Origin of the sequence: Prauserella isguenensis (assembly GCF_014191605.1) — a bacterium.
In the GTDB taxonomy this organism is placed as follows: domain Bacteria; phylum Actinomycetota; class Actinomycetes; order Mycobacteriales; family Pseudonocardiaceae; genus Prauserella; species Prauserella isguenensis.
Genome location: NZ_JACHWU010000002.1, coordinates 824,364 through 844,140, shown reverse-complemented (window position 1 = coordinate 844,140; position 19,777 = coordinate 824,364). Strand labels below are relative to the sequence as shown.

Genomic DNA, 19,777 nt, shown 5'->3' with positions numbered 1-19,777 from the left:
GTGGCCGGCGGTGGCGACGCCGGCGGTGACACCGGACGGCAGGAGCCGGCGCCGGGGTCGACACCGCCGGTGTTCCTGGTCGACGCGCTCCCGCCGGGGGACCGCGCCGTGCTCGACGGCGAGGAGGCGCGGCACGCCGTGACCGTGCGCCGCACGCGTGCGGGGGAGCGGCTGATGCTGTCCGACGGCGCGGGCGGGCTCGCCGACTGCGTCGTCGACGCTGTCACTCCGGGCAGGCATCCCTCGCTCGAGGTGACGGTGTGCGGCAGGCGCGAGGATCCGCCGCCGCGACTGCGGGTCACGATCGTGCAGGCGCTGGCGAAAGGGGACCGGGGCGAGCTCGCCGTCGAACTGGCGACCGAGGCCGGTGCCGACGCGGTGCTGCCGTGGCGCGCCGCCCGCAGCGTCGCCCGTTGGGAGGACGGCCCGCGGGGTGCGAAGGCGCTCGCCCGCTGGCGCACGGCGGCGCGGTCCGCGGCGAAACAGGCCCGGCGCGGCCGCGTGCCCGACGTGCCCGAGCCGGTCGACACGGCCGGGCTGGCCGCGCGCGTGGCCGAGGCCGACGGTGCCTACCTGCTGGAAGCCACCGCCGAGACGGGGCTGAAGGAGGTGTCGCTGCCGGAACGCGGCGAGCTGTATCTGATCGTCGGCCCCGAGGGCGGCGTCACCGGCGAGGAGCTGGCGGCACTCACGGCCGCGGGTGCCGTCGGCGTGCGCCTCGGCCCTACCGTGCTGCGGACGTCGACCGCGGGCGCGGTGGCACTCGGCACACTCGGCGCGCTGACCGCACGCTGGTGACCGCTCACCGATACGCTCACTCGACGAGCGGTTGCGGCGGTCGCTCGTTTGCGCGGAAACAGTTACGCTGGTTAACGATCGATCGGATCGCCTGCATGCGGTCGATCTGCCGAGACCACGCCGGGCACCTCCCCCTCGGCCCGGCGGAGCCGCGGCGCGGGTGGCGCGCGTCCCCCACGTTCCACCTGCGCCGCGGTGTTTCGGTCACCGGATCACTCCACCCGGATCACGCCACGGGGCAGGTCCCGCTCGGACGAGCCGCTCATCGCGGTTCCGTTTCGGGCGTGCTCGCGCCCTCCGACCGCCCCGGCGTTCGTTCTCCCGCCCTCCGGACGGCCCCGGCCCTCGCGCCCGGCCCGCTACAGTTCCCGCATGACTGAGCCCGACCCCTCGGAAACCCTGTTCGAACGGATCATCGCGCGCGAGATCCCGGCCGAGATCGTCCACGAAACCGACACCACGCTGGCGTTCCGTGACATCTCCCCGCAGGCGACCACCCACGTGCTGGTCGTGCCGAAGACGCGCTACCGCAACGTCGGCGAGCTCGCGGCCGCCGACCCGGCGCTGCTGGCCGACGTGATCGCGACCGCGCACCGGGTCGCCGAACTCGACGGCCTCACCGACAGCGGCTACCGCGTCGTGTTCAACACCGGCGCCGACGCCGGGCAGACCGTGTTCCACGTGCACGCCCACGTGCTGGGCGGGGAACAGCTCGGCTTCTTCGGGCGTTACGGGGACGGGCCCGACGCGGGCTGACCCGCCGGCCGTGGGGCGCCCGGAATCCGGGAGCCTTCGAGCCGGTGCGGCCGTTAGCATGACAGGTAGACATCCGTTATCGACCGGCACGACGAGTGCAGAAGGCAGGCCAGAGGCCACGTGGCCGGAACCGTTCCGCAGCAGACCCCCGAGACCGGCGGCAACCAGGCGCGCTCGAAGTTCCCGATTCCTGACGCCGCCACCCTGGCGCTGCTCGGGTCGAGCGACGAGAACCTGCGCGTCATCGAGGAGCTGCTCGACGCCGATGTGCACGTCAGGGGCAACGAGGTCACGCTGACCGGCGAGCCCGCCGAGATCGCGTTCGCCGAGCGTGCGCTGAGTGAACTCGTCACGCTCGCCTCGAAGGGCCAGCAGCTCGGCCCGGACGCGGTGCGCCGCACCGTCGGCATGTTGTCGGCGGGCAACGCGGAGTCGCCGGCCGAGGTCCTGAGCATGGACATCGTGTCGCGGCGCGGGCGCACGATCCGTCCGAAGACGCTGAACCAGAAGCGCTACGTCGAGGCCATCGACCAGCACACGATCGTGTTCGGTATCGGCCCCGCCGGTACCGGCAAGACGTACCTGGCGATGGCGAAGGCCGTCCAGGCGCTGCAGGCCAAGCAGGTCAACCGCATCATCCTCACGCGCCCGGCCGTCGAAGCGGGCGAGCGGCTCGGCTACCTGCCCGGCACCCTCAACGAGAAGATCGACCCGTACCTGCGGCCGCTGTACGACGCGCTGCACGACATGGTGGACCCGGAGTCGATCCCCCGGCTGACGCAGGCGGGCACGATCGAGATCGCCCCGCTGGCCTACATGCGCGGCCGGTCGCTCAACGACGCGTTCGTGATCCTCGACGAGGCCCAGAACACCACGCCCGAGCAGATGAAGATGTTCCTGACCCGGCTCGGGTTCGGGTCGAAGGTCGTCGTGACCGGCGACATCACACAGGTCGACCTGCCGGGAGGGCAGCGCAGCGGACTGCGGATCGTGCGCGAGATCCTCGACGGCGTCGACGACCTGCATTTCTCGACACTGACCAGCACCGATGTCGTCCGGCACAAGCTCGTCGGCGACATCGTGGACGCCTACGAGAAGTGGCAGGCCACGCAGGACGCCGAGGCGGGCGAGACGTCCGGTTCCGGCGCCGCGGGCAGGCGCGGTGACGGCGGTCGCGAGGGGCGCGGCCGTGACGGGGCCGCGGGCAACGGCAAGCACAGCGAGGATCGCGCGTGAGCATCGAAATCGCCAACGAGTCCGGGGTCGGCGTCGACGAGGAGTCGATCGTGTCGGCGGCCCGGTTCGCACTGGACCGGATGGAGGTGAGCCCGCTCGCCGAGCTGTCGGTACTGCTGGTGAACCTCGACGTGATGGAGGACCTCCACGAGCGGTGGATGGATCTGCCGGGGCCGACCGACGTCATGGCCTTCCCCATGGACGAGATGGAGGGCACCCGCAGGCCCGACGCGCCGGACGACACGTCCGCGCTGCTCGGCGACATCGTGCTGTGCCCGGCCTTCGCGCGTGACCAGGCCAAGAAGGCGGGCCACTCGCTGATGGACGAGCTGCACCTGCTGACCGTTCACGGCACGCTCCACCTGCTCGGCTACGACCACGCCGAGCCCGCCGAGGAACGCGAGATGTTCGGCCTGCAGAACCGCATCCTCGCCGACTTCCAGGCGGCGCAGTTGGAGGAGTCCCGCCGGGAAGCGCAGCGGAGCGTCGACGACCGTCTGCTCGGCGCGGCCGGGCTCGACGGAGGGACGAACCAGGAGACGCCGTGAGCAGTACCGCGGCCCTGTTGCTGGCCGTCGTGCTGGTACTGCTGGGCGGGGTGTTCGCCGCGGCCGACTCCGCGGTGAGTGCGGTGTCGCAGGCCCGGGCCGAAGGCATGGTCCGCGCGGGCCGTACCGGCGCACGCCAGCTCGTGGCCGTCATCGGCGAACGCAGTAGGCACATCAACCTGCTCATGCTGCTCCGGCTGGCCTGCGAACTGACGGCCACCGTGCTCGTCACGGTCGTCGGTATCCGCTGGTTCCAGCAGGACTGGTTCGCCGTCGCCGGGGCGGGCGTGATCATGGTGGTCGTCAGCTACGTGCTGGTCGGGGTCGGTCCGCGCACCATCGGCAGGCAGCATCCCTATCGTGTGGGACTGGTCGTGGCCGGTCCGGTGCGCGTGCTGGGGAAGGTCCTCGGGCCACTCAGCAGGCTGCTCATCGTGCTGGGTAACGCGATCACTCCCGGCAAGGGGTTCCGCGAAGGCCCGTTCACCACCGAGGCCGAGCTGCGTGAGCTCGTCGACCTCGCAGGCGAACGCGGCGTCGTGGGCACCGACGAGCGGGAGATGATCCACTCGGTGTTCGAGCTCGGTGACACCGTCGCCCGTGGGGTGATGGTGCCGCGCACCGAGATCGTGTGGATCGAGCAGGGCAAGACCGTGCGCCAGGCACTGGCGTTGTCCATGCGGACGGGGTTCACGCGGCTGCCGGTCATCGGCGACACGGCAGACGACGTCGTCGGCGTGGTGAACCTGAAGGACCTGGTGCAGGCCGCGATGTCCGAAGGCGGCAACGCCCGGCCGGTCTCGGCCGTCATGAGCCCGGCCGCGTTCGTGCCCGATTCGAAGCGGCTCGACAGCCTCCTCAAGGAGATGCAGGTCTCCCGGCACCACCTGGTGATCGCGGTCGACGAGTACGGTGGCACGGCCGGGCTGCTGACGATCGAGGATGTCCTCGAGGAGATCGTCGGGGACATCACCGACGAGTCCGACACCGAGGAACGCCCCGACGTGGAGGAGCTGGACGACGGCGCGGTGCGGGTGTCGGCGCGGCTGGGCGTCGACGACCTGAGCGAACTGTTCGACGTCGACCTGTCCGACCACGACGTCGAAACGGTCGGCGGGCTGATGGCGCAGCGCCTGGGCCGTGTGCCGCTGCCCGGCGCCGAAGCGGAGATCGGCGAGCTGCGACTGCGCGCCGAGGGCGGCAAGGACCGCCGCGGCCGGATGCGGATCACCACGGTCGTCGTGCGGTCCACCGACGAGAACGCCGACCGGCCGCAGCGGACCAACGGAAGCGACGAGAGCGACAGCGATAGGAGCGTCGAACATGCCTGACCTCGACCCGGAGGACGAGAAGATCGTCATCCTGGCCCGCTCGACGAGGGCGCGGATCCAGGCCGCCGAGGGCGCCGCGGTGCGGGACACCGACGGGCGGACCTACGCGGCGGCGACCGTCGACCTGCCGTCACTGAAACTCACGGCGATGCAGGCCGCGGTCGCGGCCGCGGTGTCGAGTGGGGCCGAGGGACTCGAGGCGGCGGCCGTGGTGACGGCGGAACCGCTCGTGGTGGAGGCGTCGATGCACGCTGTGCGCGACTTGACGGCCGAGGCTCCGGTGCTGCGCGCCGACCTCGCCGGGGACGTGCAGGAGATCCTCCGGTGACCGAGTCCGGCGACCACGGTCGCAGCGACGGCGGCACGGACGAGGCGGAGGGCGACGACCTCGCCGCGAAGCTGCGGGCGGCCGGGATCGAGGACACGGGCTGGCGGGAGACTCCCGCCGACCACCGGTCGGGATTCGCCTGTTTCGTGGGGCGGCCCAACGCGGGCAAGTCGACGCTGACGAACGCGCTCGTCGGCACGAAGATCGCGATCACGTCGAACAAGCCGCAGACCACGCGGCACGCCGTGCGCGGGATCGTGCACCGTGACGACGCCCAGCTGATCATTGTGGACACTCCGGGCCTGCACCGGCCGCGCACGCTGCTGGGGGAGCGCCTCAACGACGTCGTGCGCGCTACGTGGTCCGAAGTGGACGTGATCGGGTTCTGCGTGCCCGCGGGCGAGAAGATCGGTCCCGGTGACAAGTACATCGCGGCGGAACTGGCCAAGGTCGCGCGGCGCACACCCGTCGTCGGGATCGTCACGAAGACCGACCTCGTCAAGCCGGAGGTCGTCGCCGAGCAGCTCCTCGAGCTGCAGCAGGTCATGGAGCTGACAGACCTCGTGCCGGTGTCGGCCACCGGCGACTACCAGGTCGACACGGTCGCCGACGTGCTGGTGAGTCAGTTGCCCGAGGGGCCGCAGCTGTACCCGGACGGCGACCTGACCGACGAACCGGAACAGCGGCTCGTCGCCGAGCTCATCCGCGAGGCCGCGCTGGAGGACGTGCGGGACGAACTGCCGCATTCGATCGCCGTCACGGTCGAGGAGATGATCCCGCGCGAGGGCCGCGACGACATGGTCGACATCTACGCGCACCTGTTCGTCGAACGGCCGAGCCAGAAGGCCATCGTGCTGGGCCACAAGGGGAGCAGGCTCAAACAGGTCGGCGCCACTGCCCGCAAGCACATCGAGGCGCTGCTCGGGTCGAAGGTCTACCTCGACCTGCACGTCAAGGTGGCCAAGGAGTGGCAGCGCGACCCGAAACAACTGGGCCGCCTGGGCTTTTAGTCCGTCCGGGGACCGACCGCGGGCATTCGCCGACGCGCGGCGACGGATGTCGGGTAGCCTCGGCCCGCCGTCATCCTGCGGGGAGCGCGAGGATGGCGCCGTGTCGAGGAGGGGACAGTGTCGGGGCCGTATCCGCCGTATCCGGGTGACTACCCGCAGCAGCCGCATCCGCAGTACCCGCAGTACGGGTATCCGCCGGCGTACGGCCAGCCGCCCGGGTACGGGTATCCGCCGCCCCCGCCCGAGAACCACCTGGTGTGGGGCATTCTCACGACCATCCTGTGCTGTCTGCCGCTCGGGATCGTGTCGATCGTCAAGGCGAACCAGGTCACGACGCTCTGGGCCCAGGGCATGTACGCCGAGGCGCAGGAGTCCGCCGACCAGGCCAAGAAATGGGCGATGTGGTCGGCGATCAGCATGGGCATCTTCTTCGCCCTCTACATCCTGTTCGTCGTCGTGGCCCTGCTGATCATCGGGCTGTCCCTGGACGAGGTCACACCCACGTGATTCCGCCCCGCGCGGGCTCGGCGACCCCGGCTCGGCCGGGCCTGCTGCGACGGTTGGGTCCGCCCGCCGCCGTCGCGGCCCTGGTCGTCGGTGCGTCGTGCGTGGTGCTGTGGGCCGAGCCGACGACGCCGGGCGGTCCGATCCCGGTGTGCCCGACGAAGGCCCTGTTCGGTGTCGTGTGCCCGGGGTGCGGCGCGCTGCGCATGCTCTACACCCTGCTGCAGGGGGATGTCGGTGCCGCGGTGCGGTACAACGCCGTCGCGCTCGTCGCCTCGGGTCTGCTGCTGTGGAGCCTGGTCGCGTGGACCGCTGGTCGCTGGCGTGGCAGGCGGGTGCGGAGTTGGCAGGACCTGCGCTTCGCGCCGGTCGCCGCCGGCGCGGTGGTAGCCGCGTGGTTCGTCGTTCGGAACATTCCGGTAAGTCCGTTTTCCGCGCTGGCGGTCTAGCGGTTCTCGGGTCCGGCCGTCGTACGCCGGGTCCGCGCGGTACAGTCCCGGCGCGACAACGTTCCCGGTTCGGGGGAGGACTCACGCCATGACCAATCCGTACGGACATCAACAGGGGTACGGCCAGCCGCCGTCCGGCGGTATGCCCGCTCAGCAGCCCGGCCAGTTCGGCCAGCCGCCGCAGGGCCAACCCCAGCCGTACGGGCAACAGCCGTACGGGCAGCCATACGGTCAGCAGCCATACGGCCAGTTCGGTCAGCAGCCCGGCCAGTTCGGCCAGCCCTACGGCCAGCCGGGCATGGGCCAGCCGGGTATGGGCCAGGAGATCAAGGACTACTTCGGCTGGGCGATCGGCTGCATCTTCCTGTTCTGGCCGCTCGCGATCTTCGCGATCATCAAGTCGAACGAGGTCAAGTCGAACGTGCGGATGGGCAACCTCCCGGCCGCGCAGGAGGCCTCGAACAGCACCAAGACGATGTGCATGATCGCCACGATCATCGGTGCCATCGGCTGGGCCATCACGATCATCATGGTCATCATCTCCATCGTCACGGTGGACTCGTACGTCGGCACGTACGGCTACTGATCACACGGCTCACCGTCGATCCGGGTCCGAGCGGCCCGCGTCGACGGTGTTCCGATTCGGGCCGTAGGGTCCGCCCGCCGAACGGCGCCGTCACGCCAGGCTCCGATGTGGACGAGTCCGGTGTGGAATCGAGGGGAGTAGGGCAGTTTCCCGATGCGCGCATTCCCTCGCGCGCATCCCCGCACGCGCCTCCTTCGCGTGTCGTTGCCCGGCCACGTGCACGACCGGGGCTCCTGGCGGGTCAGGCCACCGTCGTGCGTTCCTGACGCCCGTGGCCGGCACGGTGCACACGCGAAGACCTACGTGATCTCCATCGAGCCGACGTGCTGACCCGGGTGCGGAGTGCCGGCTGCAGCGGCGGTCACGGCGCCTCGCGCGGCGACGGGGGCCACGCCTCGGCGCCGTTGGTGACGGCGTGTCGGCGCGGCGTGGGATCATGTACCGGTGAGCTTGTATCGGGACACCGGCGTGGTGCTGCGCGTGCACAAGCTCGGCGAGGCCGACCGCATCATCACGCTGCTCACGCGCCGCAACGGCAAGGTGCGCGCGGTGGCGAAGGGCGTGCGCCGGACGACCTCGCGGTTCGGCGCCCGGCTCGAACCGTTCGGGCACGTCGACGTGCAGTTCTACACGGGCCGCACACTCGACGTCGTCACCCAGGTACAGACGGTCGACGCCTTCGCGCTACCGATCGTCGGCGACTACCAGGCCTACACGGCGGCCGCCGCCATCGTGGAGACCGCCGACCGGCTGGCCGCCGAGGAGGAAGAGCCCGCGCTCAAGCTGTACCTCCTCGTCGTCGGTGCGTTGCGCGCGCTCGCGGGTGGGCAGCGTGACCCGTCGCTCGTGCTCGACGCGTTCCTGCTGCGCGCCATGGCGTTCGCCGGCTGGGAACCCGCGCTCACCGAGTGCGCCCGCTGCGGCGAACGCGGTCCGCACGCGGCGTTCAACGTGCAGGCGGGCGGCCTGCTGTGCCCGCGCTGCCGCATCCCTGGCTCGGTGCATCCCGCCCCGGAGGTGCTCGCCGTGATGGCCGCGCTGCTGCACGGTGACTGGCCCCTGGCCGAGGACAGCAGCCACACCGTGCGCCGCGACGTCAGCGGCCTGGTCGCCGCCCACCTGCAGTGGCATCTGGAACGGCGACTGCGGTCCCTGCCGTTCGTGGAACGCCGTGCCCGCGAGGCACCGCTGACCGCCGCGTTAGGGTCGGACCCGCATCCCGACGGCGGCGAACCGGACATCGGCGACGTGGACAGCGACGTGGACAGCGACGTGGACAGCGGCGTGGACAGCGGCGAGGACGCCGGGGACACGGACGCCGGCGGCGAGCCATCCGCGACCGGCGGAGCGACGCCCGGGACGGCTGCGACGAGCGTGGACGGACACGGCACGGGCCAGTGCGCCCGGTGAGGCGGAGGTGACAGGTGCGGCGGAAGGCTCGCGAAGCGGAACGCATCCAGGAGGTGCGGGCCCCTGACCCGCACCCGTCGGGCGCCCGGCCGCCCCGGATCCCGCAGGAGCTGGTGCCGAACCACGTCGCCCTGGTGATGGACGGCAACGGCCGGTGGGCCAATCAGCGCGGCATGCCGCGCATCGAAGGGCACAAGCGCGGCGAGTCGGTGATGATCGACGTCGCCAGCGGCGCGGTCGAACTCGGCGTCAAGTGGCTGTCGGTGTACGCGTTCTCGACGGAGAACTGGAAGCGCAGCCCCGACGAGGTGCGCTTCCTGATGGGCTTCAACCGCGACACGATCCGCCGTCAGGTGGACTATCTCGGCTCCATCGGCGTGCGCATCCGTTGGGCGGGCCGCAGGCCCAAGCTGTGGCGGAGCGTCATCAAGGAACTCGAGGCGGCCGAGGAGAAGACCAAGCACAACACGCGCATGAACATGACCATGTGCGTCAACTACGGCGGCCGCGCCGAGATCGGCGACGCGGCGCGGCGGATCGCGCGACTGGCCGCCGAGGGCAGGATCAACCCCGAGAAGGTCGACGAGCGCACCGTCGCCAAGTACCTGTACCAGCCGGAGATGCCGGACGTGGACCTGTTCCTGCGGCCCTCCGGCGAACTACGGACGTCGAACTTCCTGCTGTGGGAATCGGCCTACGCCGAGTTCGTCTTCCAGGACACCCTGTTCCCCGACTTCGACCGCACCCAGTTGTGGGACGCGTGTCTCGAGTACGCCAAGCGCGACCGCCGGTTCGGCGCCGCCGTCGACCAGAGCGACGGCACCGACGCCAGCGACACCACCGCCGAACCCGGGAAGGACACCGCATGACCTCCGAGGCCGCCGACACCGCCGAACTGCTCGCCGCCGCCAAGGAAGCGCTCGAGAACTACCTCGACGTGCAGGTCGACGACGACGGCACGCTCACGTTCCGGCACTCCGAGGTGCCCTGCGTGGTGCAGGCGATGCAGTTGGCCGACGGCCTGCTGGTGCTGAGCCTGACGTGCGTCGTGGCGTGGGACCTGCCCGACGACCCGAAACTGGCCGCGGTCGTCGCCGAGCGCGCCGGACAGGGCCTGTTCGGCACGCTCGGCATCGTGCACAACGAGAGCGGCATGGACGTCACGCTGCGGTACGCGTTCCCCGCGCAGGGGCTCGACCCGGGACCGCTCGGCACGCTGCTGATGCTCGTGGTCTCGACGGCCTCACAGGTGCGCTCGGAACTCGTCGACGCCTGAGGAAGGACCCGCGCCGGCGCCTGGCATGATGGCGCACTAATGGAAACCGTTGTCGACGGCACGGGCCGGGCCGGTCGGTCGGGCCGGCGGTGGCGCATCACCTCGATGCAGGTGCTGTGCGCGTTGCTGGTGCTGGCGATCCTCGGGCAGGACCTGCTGCGCGAGGCCTTCGACGCCCCGGTGCTGCAGACGGCGGCGACGGTGTTCGTGGCGATCTGCGTCCAGGCCCTGCCGTTCCTCGTGCTCGGCGTGCTGCTGAGCGGTGCGATCGCCGCCTTCGTGCCCGCGCGGGCGTTGCGCCGCGTGCTGCCACGGCGCGACTCGGCGGCCGTCGGCGTCGCCGGCATGTCGGGCGTGGTGCTGGCCGGGTGCGAATGCGCCTCGGTGCCGGTGGCACGCCGGTTGATCGGACAGGGCGTCGCTCCGGCCGCGGCGCTCGCGTTCCTGCTGGCCGCCCCCGCCGTGAACCCGATCGTGCTCGTGTCGACGGCCGTGGCGTTCCCCGGTGAGCCCGCCATGGTCGCCGCCCGGTTCGCAGGGTCGCTCGCCACGGCGCTGATCATGGGCTGGCTGTGGCTGCGATGGGGCAAACTCGAGTGGATCGCCGAACGGGCGTTGCGGCGGCTGCCCGACACCGAGGGCCGCGACCGGTGGCGCGTGTTCGCCGAGACCGCCAGGGCCGACCTCGTCGACGCGGCCGGCTTCCTCGTACTGGGTGCCCTGGTCGCCGCGGTCTTCGGTGTGGTGATCCCCGGCGACTGGTTCTCCTCGCTCGGGGAGCAGATCGTGCTCGGCATCCTGGTCATGGCGGTGCTGGCCGTGGTGCTGTCGCTGTGCAGCGAGGCCGACGCGTTCGTCGCCGCGTCGCTGTCGGCGTTGCCGCTGCTGCCGCGGCTGGTGTTCCTCGTCGTGGGACCGGCCATCGACGCGAAACTGTTCGCCCTGCAGGCGGGCACCTTCGGGCGAGCGTTCGCGCTGCGGTTCGCGCCGGTCACGTTCGTCGTGGCGATCGGATGCGGCGTGGCGGCGGGGCTGCTCTTCCTGGGAGGTGTCCGATGAAGCGCGAGACCCAGAACATCCTCCTGCTCCTGCTCGGCGGGGCGCTGCTGAAGATCGCCGTGACCGGCGACTACCTGCGCTATGTCAAGGCCTCCCACCTGCCGTGGCTGTTCGGTGCGGGCCTCGTCGTGCTCGTGCTCGCGGGCGTGGCGATCGTGCGGGACGTCCGGGCGGGCGCGCGTGCCGCGGCCGGCGACACCGGGCGCGACCGCTCCGGCCCGGCCGACGCGTGCGCGGGGGAGGGCGACCACGGACACACCGCGCGCTCGGCGTGGCTGATCGTCGTGCCCGTGCTCGCCGTGCTGCTCGTCGCGCCCCCGGCGCTCGGGGCCGACTCGGTGCTGCGGACCAGGAAGAACACCGAACCCGGCAACACCGAGTTCGGCCCGCTCCCGCCCGGCGACGTCGTGTCGCTGTCGATGAGCGACTTCGTCGACCGCGCCGGCTGGGACGAGCGGCAGTCGCTCGACGGGCGCATCGTGCGGCTCACCGGATTCGTCGTGCAGACCACCGGTGGTCCGCAGTTGGCCAGGCTGACCATCAGTTGCTGCGCGGCCGACGCGTTCGCCGTCCGCACCGGACTCACCGGCGGGCGGGCCGACCTGGTGCCGTCGGACACCTGGGTCGAGGTCACCGGCAGGCTGGTGCCCGCCGACGACACGCGCGCACGCGATTACGTACCGGACCTCGCCGTGCGCACCCTGCGGGAGATCCCCCGGCCCGACGAGCCGTACGAGACGTGAGTGTCAGCTCGCCTGCTGTGCGGCGCAGGTGGAGCAGGTGCCCATGATCTCGATCATGTGGCTGATGTCGGAGAACCCGTTGCCGGAGGCGATCGACTCGGCCCAGCGTTCGACGGCCGGCCCCTCGACCTCGACGGTGTAACCGCAGCTGCGGCACACCAGATGATGGTGGTGGTGCTCCGAGCAGCGCCGGTACAGGGCTTCGCCGGAGTCGGTGCGCAGCACGTCGATCTCGTCGGCCTCGCTCAGCGACTGCAGCGTGCGGTAGACGGTCGTGAGCCCGATGCCCTCGCCGCGGTTGCGCAGTTCGTCGTGCAGCTCCTGCGCCGACCGGAAATCGTCCACCTCGGCCAGCAACTCCACGACCGCGGCCCGCTGCCGGGTCGCCCTCCGGCCCGGCAGGGGAGCCTTGGGCGTGCCGGGCGCCCTGGTCCCCGTGGAGCCCGCCGAGGTGCTGTCGGCCGACGAGCTGCTCGTCGAAGTGCTCATCGTTTCGCCTCCTCCTGCACGTGTGCGACGGCGTCAACCACGATATGGGCAAGGTGATCGTCGACCAGCCGGTAGGCGACCTCACGGCCGCGTCGCTGACCGTGTACAACGCCGGCGGCCTTGAGTACCCGCAGGTGCTGACTGATCAGCGGCTGGGCCACGTCCAGCGCATCGACCAGGTCGTGCACGCACCGGTCGCCGTCGCGCAGCTGCAGCACGATGGCGATGCGCACCGGCGCGGCCAGTGCCCGCAGCAGCTCACCCGCGTCGGTCAGCGCGGTCTGCGAGGGAGGCGGCGCGGGAGGCACCGCGCCGTCGGGGTGGTCGTGCACCGCCGGGTCGTGGCCGGTGTCGACGTGGCCGTCCCCGCCCGCCTCCTCGGGGCCGGGTGGGCCCGCGTGCGCCGCGTCCGAGCTCGCCGTCGGCATGTCGCATGCTCCAGCCTGCGTCCGCCGTGTGCGGGCACACGGCCGTTGATGATCTCCTCGTGCGGTCGGATCCGGTTGTCGTCCGCCGTTCCATCCTAGTGCGCCGCCGGGGCGTACCGGCCCACGCGGACACCTGCGGGTCGCCCGGCGCGGCGGTCGAGGTGCGCCGCGGACGCCCCTCGCGGGACGCCCGCGGCGTGAGGCTAGGCTGGTGCCTCACATCATTTCGAACCACCACTGCGATAGTTCCCACGGAGCGTGGAGTGCCCGCGAACAACATCGAGACCGTCGTCAACCTCTGCAAACGTCGTGGCTTCGTCTTCCCTTCGGGGGAGATCTACGGCGGTACCCGGTCGGCGTGGGACTACGGACCGCTCGGCGTGGAGCTGAAGGACAACATCAAGCGCCAGTGGTGGAAGACCGTGGTGCAGGGCCGTGAGGACGTCGTCGGGATCGACTCGTCGGTCATCCTCCCGCGCCAGATCTGGGAGGCCTCGGGGCACGTGAACGCGTTCCACGACCCGCTGGTCGAATGCCTGGAGTGTCACCGCCGGTTCCGTTCCGACCAACTCGCCGAGGACTACGCCGAGCGCACCGGCGGCGAGATCGACGAGAACGATCTCTCCGACGTGCCGTGCCCCAACTGCGGCAACCGCGGCCGGTACACCGAGCCGCGCGAGTTCAACATGATGCTCAAGACGCACCTGGGCCCGGTCGAGTCCGAGGAAGGGCTGCACTACCTGCGTCCGGAGACCGCGCAGGGCATCTTCGTGAACTTCCTCAACGTGCAGACCACGGCCAGGAAGAAGCCGCCGTTCGGCATCGGCCAGATCGGCAAGTCGTTCCGCAACGAGATCACGCCGGGCAACTTCATCTTCCGCACACGCGAGTTCGAGCAGATGGAGATGGAGTTCTTCGTCGAGCCGGGCGAGGACGAGTCGTGGCACGAGTACTGGATCGAGCAGCGGAAGGCCTGGTACGTCGACCTGGGCATCCGTGAGGAGAACCTGCGGCTGTACGAACACCCGCAGGAGAAGCTCTCCCACTACTCGAAGCGGACCGTCGACGTCGAGTACCGGTTCCGGTTCTCCGCGGGCCAGGAGTGGGGCGAGCTCGAAGGCGTCGCCAACCGCACTGACTTCGACCTCACGACGCACTCGAACCACTCGGGGGTCGACCTGTCGTACTTCGACCAGGCGGGCGGCGAGCGGTACCGCCCGTTCGTGATCGAGCCCGCGGCGGGTGTCGGCCGTCCGATGATGGCGTTCCTGCTCGACGCCTACACCGAGGACGAGGTGCCGAACGCCAAGGGCGGTGTCGACAAGCGCACCGTGCTGAAGATCGACCCGCGACTGGCGCCGTACAAGGTCGCGGTGCTGCCGCTGTCGCGTAACTCGGACCTGACGCCCAAGGCCAAGGACATCGCCGCGACGCTGCGTAAGCACTGGAACGTCGACTTCGACGACGCGCAGTCCATCGGCAAGCGCTACCGGCGTCAGGAGGAGATCGGGACGCCGTTCTGCATCACGGTCGACTTCGACACCCTCGACGACCACGCCGTGACGGTGCGCGAGCGCGACACGATGAACCAGGAGCGCATCGCCATCGACAAGCTGGAGTCCTATCTGGCCGCCCGCCTCATCGGCTGCTGAGGGGCGTTGCCGTGGGGGTGACGCGGTGGATCCGCCGCGCCGTCGCCGGTGCCGTGATCATGGCGCTCGTGCTGGTCGGCGGTACGGCACTGCGGGTCTGGTACGTGGCTCGGGCCGACGAACGGCCGAACGTCGACGCGATCGTGGTGCTCGGTGCCGCGCAGTACAACGGCAGGCCGTCGGAGGTGTTCGCGCACCGGCTCGGGCAGGCCAAGGAGCTCTACGACCAGGGGGTCGCGCCGCGCATCGTCACGACGGGCGGCCGTGCCGACGGCGATACCTACAGCGAGGCCGAATCGGGTGCCAAGTGGCTGACCGAGAACGGCGTCCCCGAGTCGCACACCCTCGTCGTGCCGAAGGGCGCGGACACCCTGCACTCGATGCGGGCGGTGTCGCAGGAGATGCGGGACCGGGGGTGGACGACGACGGTGGTCGTCAGCGACCCGTGGCACTCGCTGCGGGCGCGCACGATGGCCGAGGACGCGGGCCTGGAGGCGTGGACCTCGCCGACGCACTCGGGGCCGATCGTGCAGACACGGGAGACGCAGGCCTGGTACATCGCGCGGGAGACGGCCGCGCTGCTGTACCACAACCTGTTCGCAGCGGAGAGCATGTCGCCCTGACCGGCGACCCCGCCCCGAGCCGGTGCGCGACCGCCTGTCGGGTCACAGCCCCCGTGACGGGGCCCGCCGGGTTCGTAGACTGACGCGGGTGTCGTACACGGAGCAGGATCGCGCGCGGTTGCATCCCGAACCGGCCAAGGGCGGTGCGCTGAGCGGCGCGCGGCCGGACACGCGCTCCCCGTTCGCTCGTGACCGGGCCCGCGTGCTGCACTCGGCGGCGCTGCGGCGGCTGGCGGGCAAGACCCAGGTCGTCGGGCCGGGGGAGGGAGCCGAGGTCAGCGGTGTGCCGCGGACGCGGCTGACCCACTCGCTCGAAGTCGCGCAGATCGGCAGGGGCATCGCCGAGGATCTGGGCGCGGATCCCGACATCGTCGACACCGCGGGGCTGGCCCACGACATCGGCCACCCGCCGTTCGGTCACAACGGCGAGCACGCCCTCGACGACGCCGCGCAGCCGTGCGGCGGGTTCGAAGGCAACGCCCAGACGCTGCGCATCCTCACCCGGCTCGAACCGAAGATCCTGGGAACGGGGCCGTTCGGCGACCCGGAGCCCGCCGAGATCACCGGCGGGCTCAACCTCACGCGCGCCAGCCTCGACGCGGCGACCAAGTACCCGTGGCCGCGGCGCCCCGGCACGGCCAAGTTCGGCGTCTACGCCGACGACCTGGCGGTGTTCACCTGGCTCAGGGGCGGCGACTCCGATGTGGACGGTGCCCACCCCGACAGTGCCCACCGCGGCAGTGCTCACCCCGGCGGCGCTCACCCCGACAGTGCTCACCCCGGCGGCGCTCACCCCGGAGTCGCTCACCCGAACAGCACCCGGACCGACGGCGGGACCGCCGGACACGGCGACCGGCGATGCCTGGAGGCGCAGATCATGGACTGGGCCGACGACGTCGCCTACTCGGTGCACGACGTCGAGGACGCGGTGAGGGCGGGCCGCGTCTCGTTCGGGGTGCTCGCCGACCCGGACGAACGCGTCGCCGTCGCGGCACTCGCGGCGAAGCACTTCACGGCCGAGCCCGTGTCGGCCGTCGAGGACGCGGCGGCCGAGCTGCTCACCCTGCCGGTCGTGGCCGAGCTCGCCGCGCGCGGCTACGACTCGACCCTCGGGGCGCAGGTCGCGCTGAAACGGCTCACCAGCGAGCTCGTCGGGCGGTTCGCGTCCGCGGCCGTGACCGCCACGCAAGCCGAGTACGGCGACGGCCCGGTGCGCCGCTACGAGGCCGACCTGCGGGTGCCCGCCCGGGTAGCAGCGGAAGTGGCGCTGCTGAAGGCGATGGCGCTGCGCTACGTCATGAGCGACCGGCGCAGGCTGGCGCTGCAGGAGGGTCAGCGACAGCTGCTCGCCGAGCTGATCGAGGTGCTGCTCGCGCGGTCCCCGGAGGCGCTCGAACCCGTGTTCCGGCAGGCCTGGTCGGACGCCGCGGGGGACGCGGAGCGACTGCGTGCGGTGATCGACCAGGTGGCGACCCTGACCGACGCCCAGGCGCACGCGTGGCACGCCTGGCACACGGGCCGGCACGCGTAACCGCCCCGGATGACGATACGGTCACGGAATGCAGGTCACGACGGACCCGGCGGAAACTGCACATCTGACGTTCGTGCTCGCCGTGCATCGTGCGACCGCGTCCGGCGCCGGAACCGACGACGCCTGCGTGTCCCCATACTCGGCGGCGGGTGCGCTCGGCCTTGTGGCCGACGGCGCGCGCGGTGAGACCGCCGACGAGATCGCTGCAGTGCTGGCCGGGCCGGAGTCGACGCTCGCCGAACAGCGCCGGCTGCTGGAGGCCTCCGCGGCACTGGACACCCGCGCCGGGCAGGACGAACCGGTTCTCGCGGTGTCGAACACGTTGTGGGCGTGGGACGGGCTGGCCGTCGACGACGGCTACGCCGCCGACCTCGAACGCCGGGCGTCGGGACGTGTCGCCGCGGCGCCGTTCGTTGACGACCCCGAGGCGGCCCGGACCGAGATCAACGCCGACGTGGCGGCCACGACCCGGAACCTGATCCCCGAGTTGCTGCCGCCGGGCGCGGTCGGACCGGACACGGTCGCCGCCCTGGTCAACGCGCTCTATCTGCGCAGCGCCTGGCGCCACCCGTTCCCGGCGGAGGCGACGGCCGACGGCGACTTCCACGGTCCGGACGGCCCGCTGCCGGTGCCGATGATGCGGCAGACGGCGCGGCTGCGCTACGGCGAGGCGTCGGGCTGGCGGGCGGTCGCGGTGCCGGCGGTCGGCGGGGTCGAAGCGGTCGTCCTGCTGCCGGACCGCAGGCTCGCCGACGCGGAGGCGACCCTGGACGCCGCGGCGCTGGCGGAGCTGCTCGCGTCGCTGGCCCCGGAGCAGGTGCGGCTGACGATGCCGCGGGTGTCGCTCGACGTGCCGGTGCCATTGGGCGATGCGCTGCGCGGCCTGGGGGTGCGGCGGATGTTCACCCCGCAGGCCGATTTCGGCGGCCTCTCCGGCGATGCGCGGTTGCACGTGTCCGACGTGCTGCACCAGGCGGTGCTGCGGCTCGACGAGCACGGCCTGGAGGGTGCCGCGGCGACGGCCGCCACGATGCGCCTCGTGGCGATGCCCACCGGTGACCCCGTCGTGGTCGACGTCAACCGGCCCTTCCTGCTGCTGGTGCGTCACGCCGCGACGGGCGCCGTCTACTTCGCCGCGCGGGTGGTCACGCCGTGACACGCGCGTCCTCCGCCGCCCCTGCCGGGGTGCGGCTCGACACGCGTGCCCGCGGCCGGATCGCCGACGTCCTCGTCGTGCTGGGCTGTCTCGCCGCGGCGCTGTTGATCTACCGCGGCCTGTGGCAGAACCTCGACTCCGGCTACCTGCTCGACAGCGGCCAGGACCAGAACATGTGGGAGTGGTTCTTCGCCGTCACCGCGAAGAACGTGCTCACGCTGTCGAATCCGCTGCACACCGACCTGCAGAACCATCCGCTCGGCGTCAATCTCATGGCCAACACGGTGATGCTCGGAGTGGGCATCCCGCTGACTCCCGTGACCGTCCTGTTCGGACCGACCGTGACGTGGGCGCTGACGCTCACCGGCGGGCTCGCGGGGACGGCTGTGGCCTGGTACTGGCTGTTGTCGCGGCATGTCGTCGCCTCCCGTGGCGCCGCAGCGATCGGTGCGGCACTCGCGGGGTTCGCCCCGCCGATCATCTCGCACGCCAACGCGCATCCCAACTTCGTCGTACTGCTGCTGGTGCCGCTGCTGGTGCACCGCCTGCTCCTGCTGGCCCGGGGTGAACGGCCGGTGGTGAACGGCGTGATCCTCGGCCTGCTGGCGGCGTACCAGGTGCTGCTGGGGGAGGAGCCGCTGCTGATCGCGGCGCTGGCGCTGACGGTGTTCGCCCTCGTGTACGCCCTGTCGCGGCCGGCGGAGATCGGCCCCATGGTGCGCCCGCTCGGCACCGGCATCGGCGTCGGAGCGCTCGTCGCGGGCGTGCTCGTCGCGGTACCGCTGTGGTGGCAGTTCGCGGGCCCGCAGAGCTACACGGGCATCGAGCACGGCTTCCAGGGCAACGACCTCGCCGCGTTCACCGGGTACGCGACGGCGTCGCTGGCCGGCAGCGACTCCTCCGCCGCGGACCTGTCGCTCAACCGCACCGAGGAGAACGCGTTCTTCGGCTGGCCACTCGTGCTGGTGCTGCTGGCGGTGACGGTCGCGCTGTGGCGGGTCGCGGCCGCGCGCGCCGTCGCCGTGTCGATGCTGGTGATGGCGTGGCTGTCGATGGGCGTCCTGCTCGTCGTGAACGGTGTGGCGACGTCGGTTCCCGGCCCGTGGATGCTTCTCGTCGACGCCCCGCTCGTGTCGTCCGTGCTGGAATCCCGGCTGGCGATGGCGTGCGCACCACTGGGCGGGATCCTGCTCGCGCTGGCCACCGACCGTGTGCTGCGCCTGCCGTGGCTGCGGGAATGGGCCTACCTCGCGCGGGTGGGCTGGTTCGGCGCGCTGCTGGTCGCCCTTGTGCCGATCATGCCCACCGAGCTGCCCACGGGTGAGCGCGATCCGGTGCCCGAGTTCCTCGCATCCGGCCAGTGGGCCGACCACGTGCGGGAGGGCCGATCCGTGGCTGTCGTGCCGCTGCCCGACACCGGCTACGCCGACCCGCTGCATTGGCAGGTCAGCCAAGGACTGGGCTTCCCCCTCGCGGAGGGCTACTTCGTCGGCCCCGGCGACGACCGTTCCGGCATCTACGGGGCGCAGCGCACGCTGCTGTCGTCGATCCTCGACGAAGTGGACGAGACGGGCCGCCCCGTCGGTGTCGGGCGGGCCGAGCGCAGCCAGGCCGTGGCCGACCTGCGGCAGTGGCGGACCGACCTCGTCGTGCTCAACACCGGCCACCCCGACGTGGAGGCGCTGCGCACCACGGTCGAGGGGCTGATCGGCACCCCCGGACGGCTCCGCGGCGACATGTGGATCTGGGACGTGCGGTCACTGACGTCCGCCTGACCCGCGGAGCGGGAAGCGGGTCCTGTCACACCGCCGCGCGCGGTCTCGTCCTCCGGGTGAGAACCGATCGCACTCCGAGGAGGATTCGT

At 71.5% G+C, this 19,777-nt stretch carries 22 protein-coding genes; 20 read left to right on the top strand and 2 right to left on the bottom strand.

Going from position 1 to position 19,777, the window contains the following annotated elements:
• The 15 genes from FHS23_RS12440 (at position 1) to FHS23_RS12370 (ending at position 12,034) form a co-directional block, all read left to right on the top strand.
• Positions 1-798, top strand: coding sequence for a 16S rRNA (uracil(1498)-N(3))-methyltransferase (locus FHS23_RS12440; protein ID WP_343053862.1), 798 nt, complete (start codon positions 1-3; stop codon positions 796-798).
• A gap of 372 nt (positions 799-1,170) precedes the next feature.
• Complete coding sequence (locus FHS23_RS12435; RefSeq protein WP_183653478.1) at positions 1,171-1,554, top strand: histidine triad nucleotide-binding protein; 384 nt, start codon at positions 1,171-1,173, stop codon at positions 1,552-1,554.
• A gap of 120 nt (positions 1,555-1,674) precedes the next feature.
• Positions 1,675-2,790, top strand: coding sequence for a PhoH family protein (locus tag FHS23_RS12430; RefSeq protein WP_183653475.1), 1,116 nt, complete (start codon positions 1,675-1,677; stop codon positions 2,788-2,790).
• Positions 2,787-3,338: an rRNA maturation RNase YbeY gene (ybeY, locus tag FHS23_RS12425; protein WP_183653473.1), complete on the top strand. Its 552-nt coding sequence runs from the start codon at positions 2,787-2,789 to the stop codon at positions 3,336-3,338. The genes FHS23_RS12430 and ybeY overlap by 4 nt, the downstream gene beginning before the upstream one ends.
• The gene (locus tag FHS23_RS12420) at positions 3,335-4,669 is read left to right on the top strand and encodes a CNNM domain-containing protein (protein ID WP_183653470.1); all 1,335 of its coding nucleotides are present in this window, start codon (positions 3,335-3,337) and stop codon (positions 4,667-4,669) included. The genes ybeY and FHS23_RS12420 overlap by 4 nt, the downstream gene beginning before the upstream one ends.
• Positions 4,662-4,997: a cytidine deaminase gene (locus tag FHS23_RS12415; protein ID WP_183653467.1), complete on the top strand. Its 336-nt coding sequence runs from the start codon at positions 4,662-4,664 to the stop codon at positions 4,995-4,997. The genes FHS23_RS12420 and FHS23_RS12415 overlap by 8 nt, the downstream gene beginning before the upstream one ends.
• 86 nt (positions 4,998-5,083) lie before the next feature.
• Positions 5,084-6,007, top strand: coding sequence for a GTPase Era (gene era, locus FHS23_RS12410; RefSeq protein WP_183653945.1), 924 nt, complete (start codon positions 5,084-5,086; stop codon positions 6,005-6,007).
• A 117-nt stretch (positions 6,008-6,124) separates the two neighbouring features.
• Complete coding sequence (locus tag FHS23_RS12405; protein ID WP_183653464.1) at positions 6,125-6,514, top strand: CD225/dispanin family protein; 390 nt, start codon at positions 6,125-6,127, stop codon at positions 6,512-6,514.
• On the top strand, positions 6,511-6,960 hold the full coding sequence (locus tag FHS23_RS12400; protein WP_343053861.1) for a DUF2752 domain-containing protein: 450 nt from the start codon (positions 6,511-6,513) through the stop codon (positions 6,958-6,960). Before FHS23_RS12405 ends, FHS23_RS12400 begins: the two co-directional genes overlap by 4 nt.
• A gap of 88 nt (positions 6,961-7,048) precedes the next feature.
• On the top strand, positions 7,049-7,546 hold the full coding sequence (locus FHS23_RS12395) for a CD225/dispanin family protein (protein ID WP_183653458.1): 498 nt from the start codon (positions 7,049-7,051) through the stop codon (positions 7,544-7,546).
• Between the two features lie 444 nt (positions 7,547-7,990).
• Positions 7,991-8,956 carry a DNA repair protein RecO gene (gene recO, locus FHS23_RS12390; protein WP_343053860.1) on the top strand — a complete coding sequence of 322 codons (966 nt, stop codon included), beginning with the start codon at positions 7,991-7,993 and terminating at the stop codon, positions 8,954-8,956.
• Between the two features lie 14 nt (positions 8,957-8,970).
• The gene (locus tag FHS23_RS12385; RefSeq protein WP_183653455.1) at positions 8,971-9,825 is read left to right on the top strand and encodes an isoprenyl transferase; all 855 of its coding nucleotides are present in this window, start codon (positions 8,971-8,973) and stop codon (positions 9,823-9,825) included.
• The gene (locus FHS23_RS12380) at positions 9,822-10,232 is read left to right on the top strand and encodes a YbjN domain-containing protein (RefSeq protein ID WP_183653452.1); all 411 of its coding nucleotides are present in this window, start codon (positions 9,822-9,824) and stop codon (positions 10,230-10,232) included. The genes FHS23_RS12385 and FHS23_RS12380 overlap by 4 nt, the downstream gene beginning before the upstream one ends.
• 39 nt (positions 10,233-10,271) lie before the next feature.
• A complete protein-coding gene (locus tag FHS23_RS12375) occupies positions 10,272-11,291 on the top strand; it encodes a permease (protein ID WP_183653449.1) in 1,020 nt (339 codons plus the stop codon).
• The gene (locus FHS23_RS12370; RefSeq protein ID WP_183653447.1) at positions 11,288-12,034 is read left to right on the top strand and encodes a TIGR03943 family putative permease subunit; all 747 of its coding nucleotides are present in this window, start codon (positions 11,288-11,290) and stop codon (positions 12,032-12,034) included. The genes FHS23_RS12375 and FHS23_RS12370 overlap by 4 nt, the downstream gene beginning before the upstream one ends.
• 3 nt (positions 12,035-12,037) lie before the next feature.
• On the opposite strand, the gene FHS23_RS12365 is transcribed toward FHS23_RS12370, so the two are convergent.
• Together FHS23_RS12365 and FHS23_RS12360 are read right to left on the bottom strand one after the other, a co-directional pair.
• Positions 12,038-12,523 carry a Fur family transcriptional regulator gene (locus tag FHS23_RS12365; protein ID WP_183653443.1) on the bottom strand — a complete coding sequence of 162 codons (486 nt, stop codon included), beginning with the start codon at positions 12,521-12,523 and terminating at the stop codon, positions 12,038-12,040.
• Positions 12,520-12,951, bottom strand: coding sequence for an ArsR/SmtB family transcription factor (locus FHS23_RS12360; protein ID WP_183653440.1), 432 nt, complete (start codon positions 12,949-12,951; stop codon positions 12,520-12,522). The genes FHS23_RS12365 and FHS23_RS12360 overlap by 4 nt, the downstream gene beginning before the upstream one ends.
• Before the next feature lie 263 nt (positions 12,952-13,214).
• Between FHS23_RS12360 and FHS23_RS12355 the strand changes: the two genes are divergently transcribed.
• The 5 genes from FHS23_RS12355 (at position 13,215) to FHS23_RS12335 (ending at position 19,688) form a co-directional block, all read left to right on the top strand.
• Positions 13,215-14,603, top strand: a complete 1,389-nt coding sequence (locus FHS23_RS12355; RefSeq protein ID WP_183653437.1) for a glycine--tRNA ligase — start codon at positions 13,215-13,217, stop codon at positions 14,601-14,603.
• Positions 14,604-14,662: 59 nt separating this feature from the next.
• Positions 14,663-15,226, top strand: coding sequence for a YdcF family protein (locus tag FHS23_RS12350; RefSeq protein ID WP_183653942.1), 564 nt, complete (start codon positions 14,663-14,665; stop codon positions 15,224-15,226).
• A gap of 88 nt (positions 15,227-15,314) precedes the next feature.
• Positions 15,315-16,757 carry a dGTP triphosphohydrolase gene (locus FHS23_RS12345; RefSeq protein ID WP_183653433.1) on the top strand — a complete coding sequence of 481 codons (1,443 nt, stop codon included), beginning with the start codon at positions 15,315-15,317 and terminating at the stop codon, positions 16,755-16,757.
• Between the two features lie 28 nt (positions 16,758-16,785).
• Positions 16,786-17,913: a serpin family protein gene (locus tag FHS23_RS12340; RefSeq protein WP_183653430.1), complete on the top strand. Its 1,128-nt coding sequence runs from the start codon at positions 16,786-16,788 to the stop codon at positions 17,911-17,913.
• A complete protein-coding gene (locus FHS23_RS12335) occupies positions 17,910-19,688 on the top strand; it encodes a glycosyl transferase (RefSeq protein ID WP_343053857.1) in 1,779 nt (592 codons plus the stop codon). The genes FHS23_RS12340 and FHS23_RS12335 overlap by 4 nt, the downstream gene beginning before the upstream one ends.
• The last annotated feature ends 89 nt before the right edge of the window (positions 19,689-19,777 follow it).